Annotated in this window: 18 protein-coding genes; 10 read left to right on the top strand and 8 right to left on the bottom strand. The window is 60.4% G+C overall.

Annotated elements, in window-relative coordinates:
• Positions 1-2: 2 nt before the first annotated feature.
• The 3 genes from CRN80_RS27410 to CRN80_RS27400 are packed head-to-tail and all read right to left on the bottom strand — an operon-like array spanning position 3 to position 3813.
• Entirely contained in the window at positions 3-914 is a 912-nt protein-coding gene (locus CRN80_RS27410; RefSeq protein ID WP_098952118.1) for a glycosyltransferase family 2 protein, read from the bottom strand.
• Complete coding sequence (locus tag CRN80_RS27405; protein ID WP_098952116.1) at positions 914-2374, bottom strand: mannose-1-phosphate guanylyltransferase/mannose-6-phosphate isomerase; 1461 nt, start codon at positions 2372-2374, stop codon at positions 914-916. The genes CRN80_RS27410 and CRN80_RS27405 overlap by 1 nt, the downstream gene beginning before the upstream one ends.
• The gene (locus CRN80_RS27400) at positions 2374-3813 is read right to left on the bottom strand and encodes an undecaprenyl-phosphate glucose phosphotransferase (RefSeq protein ID WP_032892520.1); all 1440 of its coding nucleotides are present in this window, start codon (positions 3811-3813) and stop codon (positions 2374-2376) included. Before CRN80_RS27400 ends, CRN80_RS27405 begins: the two co-directional genes overlap by 1 nt.
• Before the next feature lie 723 nt (positions 3814-4536).
• Between CRN80_RS27400 and CRN80_RS27390 the strand changes: the two genes are divergently transcribed.
• On the top strand, positions 4537-5166 hold the full coding sequence (locus tag CRN80_RS27390; protein WP_098952112.1) for a LysE family translocator: 630 nt from the start codon (positions 4537-4539) through the stop codon (positions 5164-5166).
• Positions 5167-6219: 1053 nt separating this feature from the next.
• Complete coding sequence (locus CRN80_RS27380; protein ID WP_098952109.1) at positions 6220-6474, top strand: DUF6124 family protein; 255 nt, start codon at positions 6220-6222, stop codon at positions 6472-6474.
• A gap of 74 nt (positions 6475-6548) precedes the next feature.
• Here CRN80_RS27380 and inhA read toward each other — a convergent pair whose 3' ends face one another.
• Positions 6549-7229 carry an isonitrile hydratase gene (inhA, locus tag CRN80_RS27375; protein ID WP_098952107.1) on the bottom strand — a complete coding sequence of 227 codons (681 nt, stop codon included), beginning with the start codon at positions 7227-7229 and terminating at the stop codon, positions 6549-6551.
• A gap of 88 nt (positions 7230-7317) precedes the next feature.
• Between inhA and CRN80_RS27370 the strand changes: the two genes are divergently transcribed.
• Positions 7318-8286, top strand: coding sequence for a GlxA family transcriptional regulator (locus tag CRN80_RS27370; protein ID WP_098952106.1), 969 nt, complete (start codon positions 7318-7320; stop codon positions 8284-8286).
• Here the strand turns inward: CRN80_RS27370 and CRN80_RS27365 are convergent.
• From CRN80_RS27365 to CRN80_RS27355, 3 genes are read right to left on the bottom strand one after another with little or no spacing between them, the layout of a single operon-like run.
• Positions 8272-9183 carry an alpha/beta fold hydrolase gene (locus CRN80_RS27365; RefSeq protein WP_032892515.1) on the bottom strand — a complete coding sequence of 304 codons (912 nt, stop codon included), beginning with the start codon at positions 9181-9183 and terminating at the stop codon, positions 8272-8274. The genes CRN80_RS27370 and CRN80_RS27365 overlap by 15 nt on opposite strands.
• Positions 9171-10997, bottom strand: a complete 1827-nt coding sequence (locus CRN80_RS27360; protein WP_098952104.1) for a glycoside hydrolase family 15 protein — start codon at positions 10995-10997, stop codon at positions 9171-9173. Before CRN80_RS27360 ends, CRN80_RS27365 begins: the two co-directional genes overlap by 13 nt.
• Complete coding sequence (locus CRN80_RS27355) at positions 10990-11790, bottom strand: glucose 1-dehydrogenase (protein ID WP_098952102.1); 801 nt, start codon at positions 11788-11790, stop codon at positions 10990-10992. The genes CRN80_RS27360 and CRN80_RS27355 overlap by 8 nt, the downstream gene beginning before the upstream one ends.
• Positions 11791-11936: 146 nt before the next feature.
• Here CRN80_RS27355 and CRN80_RS27350 point away from each other — a divergent pair, with 146 nt between their 5' ends.
• The 7 genes from CRN80_RS27350 (at position 11937) to CRN80_RS27315 (ending at position 19183) form a co-directional block, all read left to right on the top strand.
• Positions 11937-12338 carry a cytochrome c gene (locus CRN80_RS27350; protein WP_098952100.1) on the top strand — a complete coding sequence of 134 codons (402 nt, stop codon included), beginning with the start codon at positions 11937-11939 and terminating at the stop codon, positions 12336-12338.
• A gap of 77 nt (positions 12339-12415) precedes the next feature.
• Positions 12416-12916, top strand: coding sequence for a sigma-70 family RNA polymerase sigma factor (locus CRN80_RS27345; RefSeq protein ID WP_098952098.1), 501 nt, complete (start codon positions 12416-12418; stop codon positions 12914-12916).
• A gap of 26 nt (positions 12917-12942) precedes the next feature.
• Positions 12943-13890 carry a FecR family protein gene (locus CRN80_RS27340; RefSeq protein WP_098952096.1) on the top strand — a complete coding sequence of 316 codons (948 nt, stop codon included), beginning with the start codon at positions 12943-12945 and terminating at the stop codon, positions 13888-13890.
• 97 nt (positions 13891-13987) lie between these two features.
• Entirely contained in the window at positions 13988-16381 is a 2394-nt protein-coding gene (locus CRN80_RS27335) for a TonB-dependent receptor (protein ID WP_098952094.1), read from the top strand.
• A gap of 234 nt (positions 16382-16615) precedes the next feature.
• Positions 16616-17638 carry a type III secretion effector protein gene (locus tag CRN80_RS31325; RefSeq protein WP_169918677.1) on the top strand — a complete coding sequence of 341 codons (1023 nt, stop codon included), beginning with the start codon at positions 16616-16618 and terminating at the stop codon, positions 17636-17638.
• A gap of 290 nt (positions 17639-17928) precedes the next feature.
• Entirely contained in the window at positions 17929-18096 is a 168-nt protein-coding gene (locus CRN80_RS27320; protein WP_084570923.1) for a type III secretion effector protein, read from the top strand.
• 424 nt (positions 18097-18520) lie between these two features.
• Positions 18521-19183, top strand: coding sequence for a type III secretion effector protein (locus CRN80_RS27315; protein ID WP_256588588.1), 663 nt, complete (start codon positions 18521-18523; stop codon positions 19181-19183).
• Positions 19184-19191: 8 nt separating this feature from the next.
• On the opposite strand, the gene CRN80_RS27310 is transcribed toward CRN80_RS27315, so the two are convergent.
• Complete coding sequence (locus tag CRN80_RS27310) at positions 19192-20343, bottom strand: MFS transporter (RefSeq protein ID WP_098952092.1); 1152 nt, start codon at positions 20341-20343, stop codon at positions 19192-19194.
• Positions 20344-20472: the final 129 nt, after the last annotated feature.

The raw sequence follows: 20472 nt of genomic DNA, 5'->3' as shown, positions 1-20472 counted from the left end.
GCTCAAGTCCAGTAGGTGGAAAACATGCCCAGGCGCCGTTTCAGCGCATTGGGCAAGTGGCGTTCAAGGTGGCCGAGGCGATAACCCAGCAATTTAAAGGCACTGCGCAGCACCACTTCCGGCGCACGGTGCAGCGCGTTGGCCTCGCGCAATGCGCGCAGTTCGGCCAGCACATAACGTTTACCTTCGCCGCCGGCGTCGCCGAACGCCTGGCGAATCCACGGCTCGCGGCCGTAGAACACACCGATATCGAAGTAGCGCTTGAACTCTTCCAGCAAGCGGTAATCATGGGAGTGATACACCTGCGCGCTGGCGGCGTAGCGCACCTGGTAGCCGGCCAGCACCATGCGGGCGGCGACATAGGCGTCTTCGCTGCCAATCACATCCTGGGGGAAACCGCCCACCGCCTGCAGGGCGCTGCGCCGGTACACCGAAAACGAGTCGGAGCTGAAGCAGGTCTTGATGCCCAAGTGCGGTGCATCGGCCAGGCTTTTGCTGCGGCTGGTCGCCGGGTAATTGAAATGCCGCGACTGCGCCCCCAGCACCCCGGCGCCGGGGTGCGGCAGTTGCCGTCCATAGGCCACACCATTGAGCGGCTCCAGTTGCAGTTCGGCGATCAGGTTGGCGAAGGTTTCGGCCGTGGCCGGGATCGCGTCCTGGGTCATGACGATCAAGGCGTCACCGCCCACCTGCTCACTGGCCCAGCGCCGAGTGCCGCCGTGGTTGAAGTCGCGGGCATCAATCACCTCCACCCGTGCGCCAAACTCGCGAAAGCGCGCTACGGTGTCATCGCCCGATGCGCTGTCGACCACCAGCATTTCGTCCGGTTGCAGGGTTTGCATGCGCAGCGCCGGCAGCAGGCGGTCCAGATGGCTGGCCGCGTTGCGGGTGGGGATGATCAGGGACGTGCGCATCAGGGTTTCTCTTCCACCGGCGCGCGGCCGTAGATGTCGTCATAGCGCACGATGTCGTCTTCACCCAGGTACTCACCGCTCTGCACCTCGATCATCACCAGGTCGATGATGCCGGGGTTGGTCAGGCGGTGCTTGTGGCCGGCGGGAATGTAGGTGGACTCGTTCATGTTGAGCAGGATTTCGCGCTCACCATTGGTGATCATCGCCGCGCCGCTGACCACCACCCAATGCTCGCTGCGGTGATGGTGCATTTGCAGGGACAGCGAACCTTTGGGCTTGACCACGATGCGCTTGATCTTGAACCGCGTGCTTTCTTCCAGCACCGTGTAGGTGCCCCAGGGCCGGGTGACGGTGCGATGCAGGCTGAACGCCGGGTGATTCTGGCGCTTGAGTTCGGCCACGATATAGCGCACGTCCTGGCTGCGATGGGCGTCGGCGATCAGCAGGGCATCGGGGGTGTCGACGATGATCAGGTCACGCACGCCCACTGCACCGAGTACCCGCTTGGGCGAGTCGATGTAGCAGTTATGCACGTCATGCAGGATGGCCTCGCCATTGATCTGGTTGCCATTGTCGTCACTGGGCGTGAGTTGGCGCAGGGCTTCCCAGGAGCCGATATCGCTCCAGCCTATGTCGCAGGGCACGACCGCGACCTGGGCGGATTTTTCCATCAGCGCCACATCGATGGAGATATCCGGCGCGGTGCCGAAACCTTCCGGGCTCAGTTCGCGCTGGCGGCTGCTGCTGTTTTGCAGGCTCTGGCTGTGCTCCAGCGCCGCCTTGGCCGCTTCCAGAACCGCCGGGGCGTGGCTGGCCAATTCTTCCAGCAGGGTGGCGGCCTTGAAGCAGAACATGCCGGCGTTCCACAGGTGCTTGCCGCCGTCCAGGTAGCCTTGCGCAGTGGCCTGGTCGGGCTTTTCGACAAAGCGCTGCACCCGAAAACCTGAGCCCAGGGCCGGCCCTTGTTCGATATAGCCAAAGCCGGTTTCTGCTCGGTCAGGCTGGATGCCAAAGGTCACCAGGTAACCGGCCTCAGCCAAGGCGCGGGCTTTTTCCACCGCCTGGGCAAAGGCGCTTTCATCCAGCACCAGGTGATCGGCCGGCATCACCAGCAACTGCGCGTCTGCGCCAAAATGCTCCTGCACATGCAAGGCGGCCACGGCGATGGCGGCGGCGGTGTTGCGGCCAAACGGCTCCAGCAGCAGGTCGAGGCCCAAGCGCTGGGTGTTCACCGCGCGGTAGTCGTCGAGGGTGCGAAACAGCAGGTCGCGGTTGGTCACGGTCAGGATGCTGTCGACGCCCGGCAAGTGACTGGCCCGCAGGAAGGTTTTCTGCAACAGGCTCTGGTCGTCGCGCATGCGCATGAAGGGCTTGGGCATGTTCTGCCGCGAAACCGGCCATAGCCGCGTACCCGAACCACCGGAGATGATGCAGGGAATCAATCCGTTAAGTGGGTTCATCAATAGACTTCCTTGGTGGAAAGAACGGCCGGGACCGTCATGAAAACGATGTAGAGGTCCAGCCATACGGACCATTTGGCGATGTATTCCAGGTCGTATTCGACCCGCTTCTGAATCTTGAACAGCGTATCGGTCTCGCCGCGGTAACCATTGATCTGCGCCCAACCGGTGATGCCAGGCTTGACCCGATGGCGCGAACTGTATTCGCTGACCGCTTCCTCGAAAGGAATCCCTGCAGCCTTGGTGGCCGTGGCGTGGGGGCGTGGGCCGACCATCGACATATTGCCCAGCAGCACGTTGAACAGTTGGGGCAGCTCATCGATGCTGGTCTTGCGGATGATCCTGCCGACCCGAGTGATGCGCGGGTCCTGGCGCGTGGTCTGGTGCTCGGCGTTGAGGTCGGTCTGCTCGACGTACATCGAGCGGAACTTGAACACGCGGATCAGGTTGTCGTTGTAGCCATAGCGCTTCTGGCGAAACAGTACCGGGCCCTTGGAATCGAGTTTGATCGCGATGGCGGTCACCAGCATCACCGGCGACAGCAGCAACAGGCCGATACTGGCCAGCAGCAGGTCTTCGCAACGCTTGATAAAGGGCGACCAGCCCCGCAGCGGCAACTGCGAGGTGTTGAACATCAGGATGCCGCCCACATCGGTGATGCGGTTATGGCCGTAGCGCAGGGCGGCCATGTCCGGCACCAGCATGACGTTCACCGACATCTGCCGCAGGCGCTTGACCAACCCATTGATGCGCTGCTCGGCGGCCCAGGGCAGGGTGATCATCACCTGGTTGACCTGTTCGGAGCGGATCAGCTTTTCCAGGTCGCGGGTATTGCCCAGCAACGGCAGGCGGCTCAACTCCTTGGGAATGCGCTCGGTACGGTCGTCGATAAAACCGATCAGGCCGGAACGGATGTCACTGTTGCGCGACAGGTGTTCAGCCACATGCACGGCCGTGTCGGTAAAGCCCAGGATCACGGTGCGCTGAAGGAACTTGCCGTTGTCCATCAAATGGCGGTACAGGCGCAGCATCAGTATGCGCTCCACGCCAAACAGCACCAGGCTCGCGGAAAACCAGAACATCAGGTTGCGAGGGCTCAACTGCGGGAACAGGAGCAGGATCTGGTACATGAACAACAGGATGCAAAACGCCGAGACCCAGGCCACCAGCATCACGCGAAAACGCAGGCGATTGCTGAACAGGTCATCGGAGTAAACCCCCAGGGCCTGGAACAAGATAATGGTCAGGATCGCAAAGAACGCCAGCAGGCCCAGATAGTGAGTGCGCATGTGTTCTGCGACCGGGTCCGGGTAGAACAACAGGATGATCGCCGGCGAGATTGCGGTCAGCCCGTGAAGCAGTTTTACGAAAACGACAAAAAACTCAACGAAACCGGTGCGAGTCAAAAACAGGCTATCAACGGACGATTTACCGCGCATACATCAGATCCTCAATACACCACCAGAACGTTCCTATTCGTTTGCTCATCCATAAGGCAGGTATGCATTACAAGTGGTGCAAATCGAACGACTTCTGTTGCTGGGTAATCCGTAATGGCTGTCTAGACGCAGGCATTTACTGGGTGATGGCTAAATAGTGGCTCCTTTGAGGATTTGTGTCAATGATTTGGCTTTTTGTCCGTTTTCTTCGATGATCCTCTCAAGGTCTCCATGATATGACGGTTTGTTGACGTGGCGGCTGGGTATTTCAGAATAATCGAGAATCGATGATGGCTTTTTGGAGTGTAGGAACAAACCTAGGGATTTGCCTGCCAGCGAAGAAAAGCTTTTGCAGGGGGACGAGGCTTTTTTGTAGGAGCGAGGGGGACGCCTAGTTCTTGCTCGCGAAAGACGTCAACGATAACGCGTGCTTCCTGGGTACACGCGGCGTCTGTGAGTTTTTCGCGAGCAAGCTCGCTCCTACAGGAGGGGGTGCGGTGCTTGCCTTTGAGGCTCAGTGTCAGGTTACGCGGCTCCCCGTTGACGCCACCGTCCAACTGATAGTCGCCCCACACCCTGAGCCTATGTCGGGGCAAGTGGGTGTTGGAGACCGCGTCTTCAGCAATCACTAGGTTCGCTGCGTGAGCAATGTATCCAGCACAATTTTTTGTAGGGCCTGCCAGCGCCGATTAATCTGGGTTTTTCCCAGCGGACGGTTCAACCATGATCAGCCTCGTCACACTCGGTGTTTTTTCCGGCGCTGTGTTGCTATTGCTGCTGTCACCGGGGCCGAACATGGCGTTTGTCATCAGCCAGGGTGTCACCCATGGCTGGCGCGGCGGTGTTGCTTCGGCCCTGGGCATTGGCGTGGCCGACCTGTTGCTGACGGCATTGACCGCCATGGGGGTGACGGCGGTGGTCGCCAGTTGGCCGCCGGCATTCGACCTGATCCGTTATGCGGGCGTGATCTACCTGCTGTGGCTGGTCTTCAAAACCTTGCAAAAACGCCCCAGCCTGGGCGCCGCTCACGTCGGCCGGGTGGCGTCGGGCCGAGTGTTTTTGCAGGCCATGTTCAACAGTTTGCTCAACCCCAAGGCGTTGTTGTTTTTCATGGTGTTCCTGCCACAGTTTGTGCGGCCCGAGGCGGGGCCCATCGCTTTGCAACTGATGGTGCTGGGCGGCGTGCTGACGCTGATCGCGAGCGTGTTTCATGTGCTGTTGGGCCTGTTTGGCGGGACGCTGAGCCGCTTTTTCGCCAAGCGCACAAAAAGCGCCTGGCTGCAGAAGTGGGGCTTGGCGGCGGTGCTGATGGCGTTGGCTGTGCGTTTGGCGGTGATGTCGCGTCCTGCCTGAAGCCACGCAAGTTTCTTTGTGGCGGGGGGCCGACAGCCGATGCTCATCTACCGGACACCCCAAAATCCAATTGTGGGAGCTGGCTTGCCTGCGATGGCGGCCTGACAGGCGATGCTTTTCTACCTGACACCCCGCGATCCAACTGTGGGAGCTGGCTTGCCTGCGATGACGGCCTGACAGCCGACGCTTCTCTACCTGACACCCCACGATCCAATTGTGGGAGCTGGCTTGCCTGCGATGGCGGCCTGACAGGCGATGCTTCTCTACCTGACACCCCGCGATCCAAATGTGGGAGCGGGCTTGCTCGCGAAGGCGGCCTGGCAGTCAACACGAATGGATTGTGTACATATCCATTGCTGCGGTAACGGCCACTTAGGGTTCCGCCCTGACGGCGGCTCACTTTCGAAAAGCGCGAAAGTAAGCAAAGCGCTCTTGCCCCACCACTCGGCACCTCGCTGGGGCTCGGTGTGCCCGTAATCCGCCAGTGATTTGGGGCGCCGCCGCCACGCGCCATCCATGGCGCGGGGCGGCTAAACCGGCATCCCTGCCGGTTTACCCCCCAAATCCCTGTCGAATTCCGGCCAGCGTGGTTTAACGGGGCGCTTAAGATCAAGTTCAAAAGCAGATCAAGATCAAGAGCGACTCGCTTCGCATCGTGGTTACTGTCGGCTACAACCGGACAGCCGTTTAGTACCGAAAGAATCAAAAGAAGTTTCGTACAGCAGCCTAGGACTCACCTTGCGTCCAGGCGCTGAAGCCGGCTTTTTCCCACAACCCTTTAAGGTTGCTGCTAGGAATGGTCATCACTAGTCTTGCCCAGTCGCTGCCAATTCAGCGACCGGACGTGAGAAATCCGAACTACTCCATTGGCGCAAAAGCGCTCACCGTATACAGTGCACGCGCTTTTCGGCTTGCTGTTATGGCGGCTGTGCGCGGGCACGCTTCGGCGTGGCCAAGCTCCTGGGGTCTTGGTTTTCTCACTCCGCGTACAGCTGCCACCTTCAGTTCGTGAGAAAAACTCGGTGGTAGTCCATTACTCTCAGGAACTACACCATGATCAAAGACAGCCCCAATCCTCCTTCAGATTCCAACCTGCTCTTCACCCTCCATCCCAACCTCGACACCGAAACCCTGTTGGTCAATGCCTCTCAGGATCTGGAATCCATCAATGCGATAGCGGCGCACCTGGCCTTTGAGGTTGAGGGTTCGCAGCGCAGTGTGGTGCTGGGGATTTGCCGAATGGTGGAGGGTGTTCAGTTGCTGGTTGATCGGGTAGTAGAGGGAGGCGGCGAGACGCGAGCGCAGTAACGGCGATGCCCGTCAGTTAAGAAGCATTGCTGTACTGTGGCGAGGGAGCAAGCTCCCTCGCCACGGATGAACATTCACCCCAACCGCGCAGCCGCCCGCGCCACAATCTCCCCGCGCACTCTGCGTGACTCTTCCGTGCGCTTGTTAGCCTCCTCCAGCACATGCCGGGGCGCCGTTTCCGGGCGGCCGGAGTCAAACGGTGGGGCTGGCGCGTATTCGATTTGCAGTTGCACCAGTTGCGCTGCCGCTTCGCTGTACAGCTCCGCGGCCAGGGTCAGGGCAAAGTCGATGCCGGCGGTGATCCCGCCGCCGGTAAACAGGTTGCCGTCACGCACTACACGCTCCTGCACGGGGATGGCACCGAGCGGGGCGAGCAGGTTGTGGTAGGCCCAGTGGGTGGTGGCCTTGCGACCGCGCAGTAACCCTGCCGCGCCCAGTACCAATGAACCGGTGCACACCGAGGTCATGTAGCGCACTGTCTGTGCCTGGGCTTTGAGGAAGTCCAGGGTTTGCGGGTCTTCCATCAACGGGCCCACACCGGCGCCGCCGGGTACGCAGAGCACATCCAGGTTCGGGCAGTCGGCGTAGGTCATGGTCGGCGTGAACACCAGGCCAGTGCTGGAGGTGATCGGCGCGAGGTCTTTCCACACCAGGTGCAGTTTCACGTCTGGCAGCGAACCGAGGACATCATAGGGGCCGGTAAGGTCCAGTTGCTGGATGCCGGGGAACAATAGAAAGCCGATCTGCAAGGTCATGATTCAAGCTCCGAAAGGAATGGACGTCCTTACTGTAGAAGCCTAGGCTTTGGCGAATACGCCATTGAACCCACTAATCTCGCCAATCATGCCAAAAGTTATTCATGTACTCGCGTTTGAGAATGTCCAGGTGCTCGATGTGACCGGGCCTCTACAGGTGTTCGCATCGGCTAACGATCTGGCGCGCCAGCGTGGTTTGCCATTGCCCTATGCGGTCAACGTCATTGCTACTCAGGCTGGGCCGGTGATGACGTCGGCCGGCCTGGCGCTGCTGGCCGAGGCGTTGCCCGCCATTGAGCAGTCCTGCGACACCCTGGTGATCGCCGGTGGTTGGGGCGTGTACGGTGTTGCCGAGGACCCGGCGCTGGTGCAATGGGTGCGCGATAAATCCCGGCACACACGGCGCATGGCTTCGGTGTGCACCGGGGCTTTTCTGCTGGCCGCCAGTGGCTTGCTCGATGGTTGCCGCGTGGCCACGCACTGGACGCGCTGTGAAGAGCTGGCGCGCAAGTTCCCTGCGCTCACAGTGGAGGCCAATCCGATTTTCATCCAGCAGGGCGCGGTGTGGACATCTGCCGGTGTGACCGCCGGGATCGACCTGTGTCTGGCTTTGGTAGAGGAGGACCTGGGGCGTGCGATTGCCCTGGAAGTGGCGCGCCACTTGGTGGTGTTCCTCAAGCGCCCTGGCGGTCAGTCGCAGTTCAGCGTGACGTTATCCCTGCAAAAGAGCGACAGCCGCTTTGCCGAGCTGCATGCCTGGATCGCCGATAACCTGACGCTGGAGTTGAGCATCGCCACCCTGGCGGCCCAGGCTGGCATGAGCGAGCGCAGCTTTGTGCGTCACTACCGCACCGAGACCGGCCAAACCCCGGCACGCGCCGTGGAACTGATCCGCGTCGAAAACGCACGCCGGCAACTGGCAGACAGCACAACCTCCATCAAGCGTATCGCCATGCAATGCGGTTTTGGCTGTGAAGAGACCTTGCGTCGCAGCTTTCTAAGGGCTTTGTCGGTGACGCCCCAGGCTTATCGGGAGCGTTTTTCACCGCTCCAGTAGTTCCAGCAGTGCTTCAAGCGTGACCTGCGGCGCTTCCTGGAAAACATTATGCCCAACACCGGGCAACACCTGGCGGCGATAAAAGCCGCTGAAGTGCTCCACATCGTCATCCACAAGCGGCGGCGGGCCCACACCGTCGTCGGCCCCGCACAACGAAATACTCGGTACCGATATCGGCGGTTGTGGCACCAGCGCCTGCTCGATGTATTCCAGCGCGGGATCACCCAGCGCATACATGAAGCGATGGCGATAGGAATGAATCACCACCTCGACAAAATCCGGGTTATCAAACGACGGCGCAGTCAGCGCGTAGCGGCTTGGCCCTTCAGCCCAGGACGGCGACCACAGCGTCCAGAGCAATTGGCAGAGTTCACGCCGGTTGGCCGTCAAGCCATCGACCCCGCGCTGGGTGTGAAAGTAATACTGATACCAGAGCCGGTGCTCTGTTTCCGGTGACCGGGGCTTGAGCGACTGGCTGATGGCCTGAATGTTGTAGCCATCGCCGGTCACCAGGCCGCGTACCCGCTGCGGCCATAGCGCCGCGACAATACAGGCGGCGCGTCCACCCCAGTCAAAGCCGGCGAGGGTGGCTTGCGGGATGGCCAAGGCATCCATGAAGTCGAGCAAGTCCTTGGCCAGCGCCGCCTGTTGGCCGGAGCGCATCACTTGCGTGTTGATAAACCGTGTCGGGCCATAGCCGCGTAAGTACGGGACCAATACCCGATAACCACGTTCAGCCAGCACCGGCGCGATGTCGTCGTAACCCCGAGGGTCGTAGGGGAAGCCATGCAGCAGGATCACCGGTTCGCCATCGACGGGGCCGTGGGTTTCGTAAGCCACATCAAGCAGGGTGGTGCGCACATACAGCAATGCGGGTGGGGTGGTCACGGTTGCCATACGGTCTTCTCCCCGCTGAGCTTGCGGTCCAGGAATGTTGCCGCGCTGATCAACGCCAAATGGCTCAAGGCCTGGGGCGTGTTGCCCAGGTGCCGGGCCTGGCTGTCGAACTCTTCGGCGTACAACCCCAGCGGGTTGGCGTAACGCAGCAACTGTTCGAACTCCAGGTGGGCTTTTTCCACTTGCCCGGCGCGCGCCAGGCATTCGACATACCAGAACGAGCAGGCGGCAAACGCGCCTTCGACGCCTTGCAGCCCATCGATCTGGCTGTCGTCATTGCGATAGCGGTAGACCATGCCGTCGCGCACCAGGCTTTTCTGGATCGCTTCCAGTGTCGACAGCCAGCGCGGGTCCGTGGCGGCGACAAAGCGCACCAGTGGCATCAACAGCATGGAACCGTCGAGGGCGGTGCTGCCGATATGCTGCACAAAATGCCCGCGTTCTTCGTTCCAGAAGTTCGTCCAGATGTCGGCGTAGATCGCCTGGCGTGTCTGGTCCCAGCGTGCGAACGGCGCTGGTAGTGAACGTTTGGAGGCCAGGCGGATGGCGCGGTCCAGGGCCACCCAGCACATCAGGCGTGAGTGCAGGAAGTGATGCTGCTCACCGCGCATTTCCCAGATGCCTACGTCTTTGTGGTTCCAGATCTCACACACCTGGTCGACCACTTCCACCGTGTGTTTCCAACCTTGGTGGGAGATGGCTTCGCCGTATTTGTTGACCAGGTAAACCGCGTCCATCAGTTCGCCATAGATATCCAGCTGAATCTGATCGAACGCCTCATTGCCCACCCGCACCGGTTGGGCGCCGCCGTGGCCGCTCAAGTGGTCGAGGGTGGTTTCCGGTAGTTCCTGGCGGCCGTCGATGCCGTACAGGATGTTGATCTTGGTCGGCTGGCCGCAGCAGTCGCTGACCCGGCCCCTGAGCCAGCGCATATAGGCGTTGGCTTCCTCGACGAAACCCAGGCGCATGAACGCATAGACGGTGAACGAGGCGTCGCGGATCCAGGTGTAGCGGTAGTCCCAGTTGCGTTCGCCGCCGGGTGTTTCCGGCAGCCCGAACGTGGCCGCGGCGATGATGGCGCCGTGTTTGCGCGAGGTCAGCAGTTTCAGCGCCAGGGCCGAGCGGTTGACCATCTCGCGCCAGCGTCCGCGGTAGTTGGACTGGCTGATCCAACCGCGCCAGAACTTCAAGGTGCGCTCCAGGTAGAGGTCGGTACAGTCGTTGGTGACGCGCGCATCGTCCTGGCCGCCGAGGACAAATTCGGCACCTTCATCCTGGGCGAGGGTAAAGGTGGCGAGGGCGGTGTTGTCTTGAAGAGTCAGCGGCTGGCTGCCGATCAGGCGCAGGCCGGGCTGGCCGCTGGCGGTGAACACCACGCTGGCAGCCTCGGCCTTCGCCTCGGTGGCGGCCCTGGCATAGTCATGGCGCACGGCGCAGCTCAGGTGGATAGTCGCCTTGCCACTGACCACCCGTACCCGCCTGATCAGCAACGGCAGTTCGTCGACGTTTTCGCTGACGTTCAGCAGGTCGGTGATCTCCACCACCGCTTCATCACTCAGCCAGCGGGTCTGCAGCACGTTGGTATCGGGCAGGTAGATCTGCTCGCGGCGGGCGTTGGGCAGGTCCGGGGTAAGTTGGAACGTGCCGGCCTCGGGCGTGTCGAGCAATGCGCAGAACACCGAAGGGCTGTCGAATTCCGGCCAGCAGAAGAAGTCGATGCTGCCGCGGTCATTCACCAGTGCCGCGCTGCGCATGTCGCCGATAATCCCGTGGGCATCGATGGCGCTTTGAGGTTCGTTCTTGAAATCAACCATTGCCACGGAACTCCGGGTAGAGGCTCATACCGCCATCAATGAACAAGGTGCTGCCAACCACATAATCAGAGGCATCGCTGGCTAGCCACACCACCGCATTGGCCACGTCTTCGACGTCACCGACACGACCATAAGGAATCAATTTAAGCAGCTCTTGTTCTGCCGCGCCTTCGGTGGCCGCACGGTTGATCGCCGTACGAATGGCCCCCGGTGCGATGCCGTTGATACGGATGCGTTGCTCGCTGACTTCCTGGGCGAGCGTGCGCATCAGCATCTCCACGCCGCCCTTGGACGCCGCGTAATTCACATGCCCGGCCCAGGGGATGATTTGATGCACCGAACTCATATGGATGATTTTGCCGGCGGCCCGTGACACACCTTCACGAACGCCCTGGCGATTGAAGATACGCACCGCCGCCCGCGCGCACAGGAATTGCCCGGTGAGGTTGACGCCAATCACCGTGTTCCAATCCTCAAGAGTCATATCGACTAGGTTGGCGTCTTTTTGCAGGCCGGAATTGGCCACCAGAATATCCAGATGGCCGAAGGCGTCGAGGGTTTGCGCGAACAGGCGTTCGACATCGGCTTCCTTGGACACATCGCCGCCAATCGCCAGCGCCTGGCCGCCGTTGGCATTGATCTGCGCGGCGAGGGCCTCAGCCGGTGCCGCCTGGGAGTTGTAGTTAAGCACCACCGCCGCGCCTGCTGCGGCCAGGGCTTTGGCCGCACCCGCGCCAATGCCGGAACTGGCCCCGGTGACCAGGGCCACTTGTTGCTGCAAGGAAATCTGCATCGCCCACCCACCGTTTTATGAGAGTCCTTCTTGCTGACTGGCGGCGGGGAGCGGAAGTTCACCCCCAGGCGTTTACGCCCAGCGCGAGTAAACGCGCGACTTATCGTATGATGCTGAAAACAAAGGGCAATACAGGAAGCGATGGAATGCATGCGTGGGCCGATACCCGATTGATCAAACTGTTAGTCAGCGGCGTCTTGGCCGTTTTATCACTGACTCAGACAGCCCTGTGCCTCGCCGATAACAGCAATGGTAAAACGCTGTATCTACAGCGCTGTGCTGTGTGCCATGGGCCCGATATCAAAGGCACGGGGCCATTGGCTAAAAAAAGTAATCCGCCAACCCCCGACCTGACAACCGCCGCCTTCAAGAAACGACTCCATGATTATCCGGGCGTTATCGTCTCCTCGGTCATCCTTCGCCCCAATGGCAACCTGATCCCCAAGACGCTGCAGGACAATGGCGTAAAGATCGCGCCGCATGCCTGGAGCGTTAAAGACTTTCGCGATTTGCATCAATACATGAGTGAGGTCATTTCAAACAAATAGTGGGGGCGATCAGCAGCAATTGCTCCGCTTAATAGGAAGCATTACTATTCACGGCCCGCCTTCCCAGTGCTCCCGTGATGACTCCTCAGCCGCCCCGCAGAACAGGCTTTTTCGAGCACTACGAAGAGTTGATCGGCACCTGGACGCGCCGCCTGAGAAACCGTCAGCAGGCCGAAGACCTGGCGCACGACACCTTCGTGAGGGTGCTTGAGTCCGCTGCCTGCGAGGTGGCGCAGCCGCGCGCCTACCTGCATCAAACCGCGCGCAATATTGCGGTGGACGCCTACCGCCGCGAAGACCGTCGCGAGGCGTTGACGTTGCAGGCGCTTGATCACAGCACGCCCCATAGCGGCGACCCGGAGCATTACATGCACGCCATCCAGTTGGCCGACGCCATCGAGCGGGCGCTGGCAGAGTTGCCGCTCAACTGTCGCAGGGTTTTTATCTGGCAGAAGATCGAAGGGCTCACCCAACAGGAAATCGCTACACGCCTGGGGCTGTCTAAAAACATGGTGGAAAAGTATATGATCCGCACCCTGCGGCATCTGCGTGATCGTCTGGATGCGAGCGCGCCATGACCGGCTTTGAAACAGGATCTTCCACGATGGATAACCGTGTCCGTGATGAGGCCGCGCAGTGGTTTGTACGCCTGCAAGACGGCCCATTGAGTGCCCAGGAACGTCAACGTTTCGATGCCTGGCGTGGGGCGCATCCCGCGCATCAGTACGAAATCGATGTGCTGCAAGGGCTATGGAACGCTACGGATTTACTGCCCAAGGCCCGCTTGCAGGCGCTGGGCGACGCGCCGGTCGAGCGCCCCGGTCGGCGTGCGTTGATGCGTTATGCCGTGGCCGCCAGTGTGGTCGCCGTTGCAGTGGGCTTGAGTGTATTCAGCGTGTTTGAGCCAAAGCCCTACAATGCCGAATTCAGTACGCAAGTGGGCGAGCATCGCCAAGTGACTTTGCCCGACGGTTCAGTGATGGACCTCAACAGCCGCAGCGTGGTCGCGGTTCACTACGCAAAGGGCCGGCGAGGCGTGGAGCTCAAACAGGGCGAGGCGATGTTCAGCGTGCAACATGACGCCGGCCGCCCGTTTGTAGTCGCCGCCGGGGCAGGGCAGGTGACCGTCACCGGCACGCGTTTTGATGTGCGCCTGGATGCGGACCAGACCCGCGTGGCGGTCGAAGCCGGCACGGTCAAGGTGCAGGGCCAGGCGTCCGATCACATCGTCACGCTCACCGCCGGGCGTGGCACCCATGTCGACCCCCAAGGCGAAGTGGCAGCGGCCTACGCGGTAAACCCTGAAGAACTGACCGCGTGGCGCAGTGGTAAACTGGTGTTCAACAACGCCACCCTGAGTGAGGTGGCGCGGGAAGTGTCGCGCTACCGCGAGCAACCGCTGCGCGTCAGTACGGCAGCGGTGGGCAACCTGCGCTTGACCAGCGTGTTCAAATCCAGCGACACCGACGCCTTGCTCAAGGCCTTGCCCCACATCCTGCCGGTCGCCTTGCGCACCTTGTCGGACGGTAGCCAGGAAATTATTTCACGCTGACATTCAGGTTTTTTTCGAGTTCTTCGTCTTCTTCTGCAACTGCAACTGGTTTGCATTAACGGCCGCGCATGCTTGCGATCACAGGACTAGGTTCGACGTGAAAAAACTTGCCCTCCACAACAATAAAATCTCCCGCTGGGCGCCCTTGGCCCTGGCCGTTGCCATCAGTACCGCACAGGCTGCCGAGGGCATCCACATTCGCGCCCAATCCCTGGGCGCAGCCTTGAGCCAATTGGGCCAACAGACCTCGCTGCAAGTGTTCTTCAGCCCCGATATGGTTGCCGGCAAGCAAGCCCCCGCGGTGGATGGCAAGCTCTCGCCCGAACAAGCCCTGCGCCAATTACTGCAAGGCAGTGGCCTGGATTACCAGATTGACGCCGGCTCCGTGACCTTGCGCCCGGTGAGCAACGGCACCGGTGAAGCCGGCTCGCCGCTGGTGCTGGGTGTGACCGATATCAAGGTGGTAGGCGACTGGCTTGCCGACGCCGATGCCGAAGTGGTGCAGAACCATCCCGGCGCGCGCACGGTCATTCGCCGCGAGGCCATGGTAGAGCAGGGCGCGATGAACGTCGGTGATGTGTTGCGCCGCGTGCCTGGCGTGCAAGTGCAGGAATCCAACGGCACCGGTGGCAGTGATATTTCCCTCAACGTCGGTGTACGCGGGCTGACCTCGCGCTTGTCACCGCGATCCACTGTGCTGATTGATGGCGTACCGGCGGCGTTTGCTCCCTACGGCCAGCCACAACTGTCGATGGCGCCGATTTCTGCCGGTAACCTGGAAAGTATCGACGTTGTCCGTGGCGCGGGTTCGGTGCGTTATGGGCCACAGAACGTCGGCGGTGTGATCAACTTCGTAACCCGTGCGATCCCGCAAGACTTCTCCGGGGAAGTCGGCACCACCCTGCAAACCTCCGCCCATGGTGGCTGGAAACATGTGGAGAACGCCTTTATCGGCGGCACGGCCGACAACGGTATCGGCGCCGCGCTGCTGTACTCCGGGGTCAACGGCAACGGTTACCGCAACAGCAACAACGGCAACGACATCGATGACGTGATCTTCAAGACCCACTGGGCGCCGACCGATCAAGACGATTTCTCGCTGAACTTCCATTATTACGATGCCAGCGCCGATATGCCCGGCGGCCTGACCCAGCAGCAGTTCGACGCCAACCCGTACCAATCGTTACGCGACTGGGACAACTTCAGCGGGCGCCGCAAGGACGTGTCCTTCAAGTACATCCGCCAGATCGACGACCGCACCCAGGCCGAAGTGCTGACTTACTATTCCGACAGTTTCCGTGGCAGCACCATTGCCAACCGCGACCTCAAGACCCTCAGCTCCTACCCGCGCACCTACTACACCTTCGGCATCGAGCCGCGTGTGTCCCATGTGTTCGACCTGGGGCCCAGCACCCAGGAAGTCAGCGTGGGTTATCGCTACCTCAAAGAAGGCATGCACGAGGAGGCCAGCAGCCTGAACCTGGTCAACAACGTGCCGACGCCGGGCGGGCAGAGCGACGGCCACGTATACCAGGACCGTACTGGGGGCACCGAAGCCAACGCCTTCTATATCGATAACAAAATCGATATCGGCAAATGGACCATCACCCCCGGTATTCGCTTCGAAGACATCCGCACCGAATGGCATGATCGTCCGGTCGTGGCCCTGAATGGCAAGCGTACCGAGGAAAAGCGCCGCGAAGTCCACAACAACGAACCGCTGCCGGCCCTGAGCGTGATGTACCACGTATCTGACGCGTGGAAACTGTTCGCCAACTACGAAACCTCCTTCGGCAGCCTGCAGTATTTCCAATTGGGCCAGGGCGGTACCGGCGACCAGACGGCCAACGGCCTGAACCCGGAAAAGGCCAAGACCTACGAGGTCGGTACGCGCTACAACGACAGCGTCTGGGGTGGCGAAGTGACGCTGTTCTACATCGACTTCTCGGATGAACTGCAATACGTCAGTAATGACGTGGGCTGGACCAACCTCGGCGCCACCAAGCACAGCGGCATCGAAGCATCGGCCCATTACGACCTGGCCAACCTTGACCCGCGCCTCGACGGCCTCACCGCCAACGCGGGCTTTACCTACACCAAGGCCACCTCCGAAGGTGATGTGCCGTTCAAGGGCCGCGACCTGCCACTGTATTCCCGCCAAGTGGCGACCCTGGGCCTGCGTTACGACGTCAACCACTGGACCCACAACCTGGACGTCTATGCCCAGTCCGGCCAACGTGCGCCAGGCACCGGTACCACCTATATCACCCAAGGCACTGCGGATGGCCAATACGGTGATATCCCAGGGTATGTCTCGGTCAACGTGCGCAGTGGCTATGACTTTGGCGCGCAACTGTCGAACCTGAAGCTGGGGGTGGGTGTGAAAAACGTCTTCGACCAGCAGCATTACACGCGCTCCAGCGACAACAATGCCGGGTTGTACCTGGGTGAGCCTCGCACGTTTTTCGTACAGGCGAGCGTGGGGTTCTGATCTGTTGTCGGTAGGAAAGATCGCAACCCCAGGGTTGCGATTTTTTTTGCCTGGGTCAGGCGCTCTGCTCACTCATAACCGGCAGGCCACCCTCAGTTTCCTACGTCGCCCCGCACAGATTATTGCTGGCTCAGGAACTGATTCCGACGCAAAACCACACATGGGAAAGCTGATGGGCTTCGACATTACGTTGGAGCGACAAGCTGAAAATCGCCCACTGTCATGGAGAAACGTATGTCGGTATCGATGTCGGATGCACCCGTCTCTGCGTCATCAACGCCTGACCTCTCACCGGCCAATGCCAAGGCCGAGATCAAAAACACCCGCCAGGCGCCCGCAACGCCTTCCTTCAGTGGTCAGCAGGCTGCCCATGTGAATTTTCAAACCGGGGACAACAAGGCCGGGCCTGTATTCAGTCATCACCAGGCGCCAACCACCGCGGCAGATGTGCTTGGGCATCACCACAGCCCCCCGGACATGCAGAACTTCCTGAGCCAACTCAAGCACTGGATCAGTCACTGGTTCTCTGGGCATCGGCCCCCCATGCATCCTGGTTGTGGGCATCCGCCGTCACGGCCGAACCCAGGTTGCAGCAACCCGCCACCCAGGCCGAACCCTAGTGAGTGCAACCCACCACCACGACCGGATCCCACCGCATGTCGGCCGTATCCGCCCGCCCCCTGCAGGCCAGACGCGCAGTATTCTCTCAAGAGTCGAGAAGAGTTGGCGCAGCAGTTGCGTGACAGCTTCCATGCCTTCAGAGACCCGAAGAACCCTGGCTCTATCAGCGTTGACAGCATTCTTGCGATGGCCAAAAGAGGGTGGTCGCCCAGCTCGGGCATGAACGAGAACATTCGCCTGGCCAATGAGTTGCTACGGCGTCCGGAACTGATGGCCGCGCTGGATCGGCACGGTTCCACGGGCGCTTTGGATGGCCTGATCGACCGGCACAGCCTGAATGCGGTGATCCAAGGGGAAAACTACTTCAAGTACAAGACTGACAAAGAGCTGGCCGGTGAACTGCTTGAGCATTTTGACGAGTTGAAGGACGGGAGCGGGGGCTCAAGCCTTAAAATCTGCGACTTGAAAAAGTGGGCATGCAAGCCGCTTACCGGCGACGCGGCCAAGGATCACCTGATCCAGTTGGCCCAGGAAATGCTCAAGCGCAGTGACGTGCTTGAGCGGATGGATAACCGCGCCAGTAAAGATGACGATGGGAAGATCAGCCGTACAGGCCTGTACCTGTTGTCCCGCTGAGCCTTCTTCAGGCGTCGCCTCTCGGAGGCGGCGCCAGTCCTATATGTTTCAAGGAACGAATCACGCCCATTTGCCACATAAGTGGTACCTGCGGTTGCGACTCGCGCCGTCGCTTTTCAGATTCTGAATGAGGGAAAAATATGCCTTCAACCTCGTTTAATTCTCGCCCAACCGGGCCCATCGAACTCCTGCGCAATACCCAACGTGAAAGTCTGCCAGTCTCCCAGGACCGCGCACCCTCGTGCAGTTTCCCTTTTGCGTCGACGGAATATGAGGCACAGGCGCGGCGTATGAAAGCTTATGCCGGCCAGCTTAAATTCCAAGCGCCTGTGTCGGACGATTTTTCCCGAGGCATGCTGGCAGACCCACAGGTTAAGGGGCAGGGTACTGATTCGTTGGACGACACCGGCTTGATCAACTGCCTGACCAGTTGGTGGCGCAGGCGCAAGCTGGGCTAACCGTGGCTGAGCACGGTTTACATATTGTCATGGGTATTTATCGTCCACTCGGAACTGTCGAGTTCATCCAACCACACATGAGGTGCCTGCCTGAGTGGAGTCCAGTCGTTGATTTTGCCCATCAAGGTAACGTCAACCCAGCGGATATGCATCTGAACAGAGTTGGAGAAAACCCATGACAATCGAGGGTGTACTACCTTCCCGGCCTCTCCCCCCCGACAGGCCGGCCTTACAACCAACCAAGCCACCACCGGCCACCGCTGAAACCTGGCATGAAAGCTCTTCCACGTCCCCGCTGGAAGGCCCGCGCAAGGCCCGTCTTTTTCGTGCACCCTTGTCTGCTCTGCGTCATCGAGACTTGCAGAACTTATCCATTGAGCGGTCCAGTGGTGTACTGCCGAGCGCAACGTCAACGGATAGCCAGTTGGCTAAAGCGCTGGAAAAATCCTTCGCCTTGCTGCACTCGTTCCTGAGTGATGGGCGACTGACCTGGCTGTCCTTGCAGCGGATCGCCGCTCATCCTATGGGGGAAAGCGAGGCGTTGGATGACGTGATTCAGGTCGTGCGGGAAATGCTCAAGCGCCCGCGCTTGAGTGATGCGGTTTTCAGCCGGGACGGCGATATCACGCGTGATAGCCTCAATACGGCTGCCCAGGCTTTGCCGGGGAACAGCTCGGCGAATGTGTTCAGTCAAGACCCGTTTCATGCCCAAGGCAATGCGCAGGTGGTGGAGGCACTGCAAAGCCAGTTTGCGCTGTTGAGAGACGAGACCATGGATCGAACCTACCTGTTTGAACAGCATCAGTACGTTGAAATCGCCAAGCTCAGGGAGGTCATGCAGGACCCGTACGAGGTTGATCAACAGGGCGCGCCCGTGCTGGATACGTCCACGGGCATGCCCCAATCCAAATACAGCGAGTTCTGCGTCTACACCGCCAAGAACATTATTGAACGCCCAGGCTTGTTGCCCTCATTGGAGCGTGCAAATGTCACACGACTATTTGGCCCACCTCACAAAGAGGGGTGGCTGAGCAACAAAAGCCTTGAACGGTGGCATGAGCAGGACGCCGCTCGCAAGGCACGCTGAAAAGCGAGCTATACCTTGAGGATTTTGCCACTGATGGCCACTGCCGCCAGCAATACCGCGATCAGGATGAAGGCAGTACTCAAGCTGCTGCCATGGGCGATAAAGCCAATCATGGCGGGGCCGGCGAGAATGCCGGCATAACCCAGTGTGGTGATGGCTGGCACCGCAATATGTTCCGGCATCACTGTTTGCTTACCCACGGCGGTATATAGCACCGGCACGATATTCGAACACCCGGCACCCACCAGTGCATACCCGAGCAGCGCCGTTTCCCACGCTGGCAATAGGGTTGCGAGGAGCAAGCCGGCACAGGCCAGCGCGCCACCGATCACAATCACCCGTGTGGGCCCCAGGCGTCGAACAATGGCATCGCCGGTCAGGCGTCCAGCGGTCATGGTCAAGGCAAATGCCGCGTAGCCCATGCCGGCGTAAGCCTCATCCAGGCCGCGCTCGGCGCTCAAAAACACAGCACTCCAATCCAGTACGGCGCCTTCAGCCAAAAAGACGATGAAACACAGGCAACCGATAAACAGCACTACCCCATGGGGCACTGCAAATGCCGGCCCCGAGCTTTCACTGCCATAAGGCAACAAGTGCGGTGCAGCCTTGAACAGCGCTGCCAGCGTGATAACCACCACCACCAGGGTTGCCTGCAATGGCGACAGCCCCAGGCCAAGTAACCCCGCAACCCCCGCTGCGCCGACAATGCCCCCCAGGCTGAACAAGCCATGGAAGCCCGACATCATGGTTTTGCCACTGGCGCGCTCAACGATCACCGCTTGCAGGTTGACGGTGGAGTCCACGGTGCCCAGGCCTGCGCCAAACAGGAACAACCCGGCAATCAACAACGGGATCGAACTGACGGTCGCCAGCATCGGCAGGGCCATGCAGATCATCAGCGTCCCTGCGGTCAGCACCCGTCGGCAGCCATAGCGCGAGGCCAGCGCGCCCGCCGCCGGCATTGCGATGATCGACCCCACTCCCAGGCACAACAACAGCAGGCCAAGGGTGCCTTCATTCAGGTCCGCACGCGCCTTGGCGTACGGCACCAACGGCGCCCAGGCCGCGATACCAAAACCTGCGATAAAAAAAGCGATGCGGGTCGACATCTGTTCCAGCCGCCCAGGAACCACGGGGGCAGGGGTGGAAATGGCAGTCATGAAAAATCCTTGGTTTGGCGTTCAACGAACGATGTCCGGCGCGACATCCTTGCACATCAGGCCCTCTCGAGCGAGCCGGGTTCCCTTGGTGTTACGGGGTGCGAGGCAAATTTTTTTACAAACACGGAA

Source organism: Pseudomonas sp. FDAARGOS_380 (assembly GCF_002591235.1).
GTDB classification, from domain to species: Bacteria; Pseudomonadota; Gammaproteobacteria; order Pseudomonadales; family Pseudomonadaceae; genus Aquipseudomonas; species Aquipseudomonas salmasensis.
Note: the sequence above shows the minus strand (reverse complement) of the source record. Positions and strands in the feature narration are given on the sequence as shown.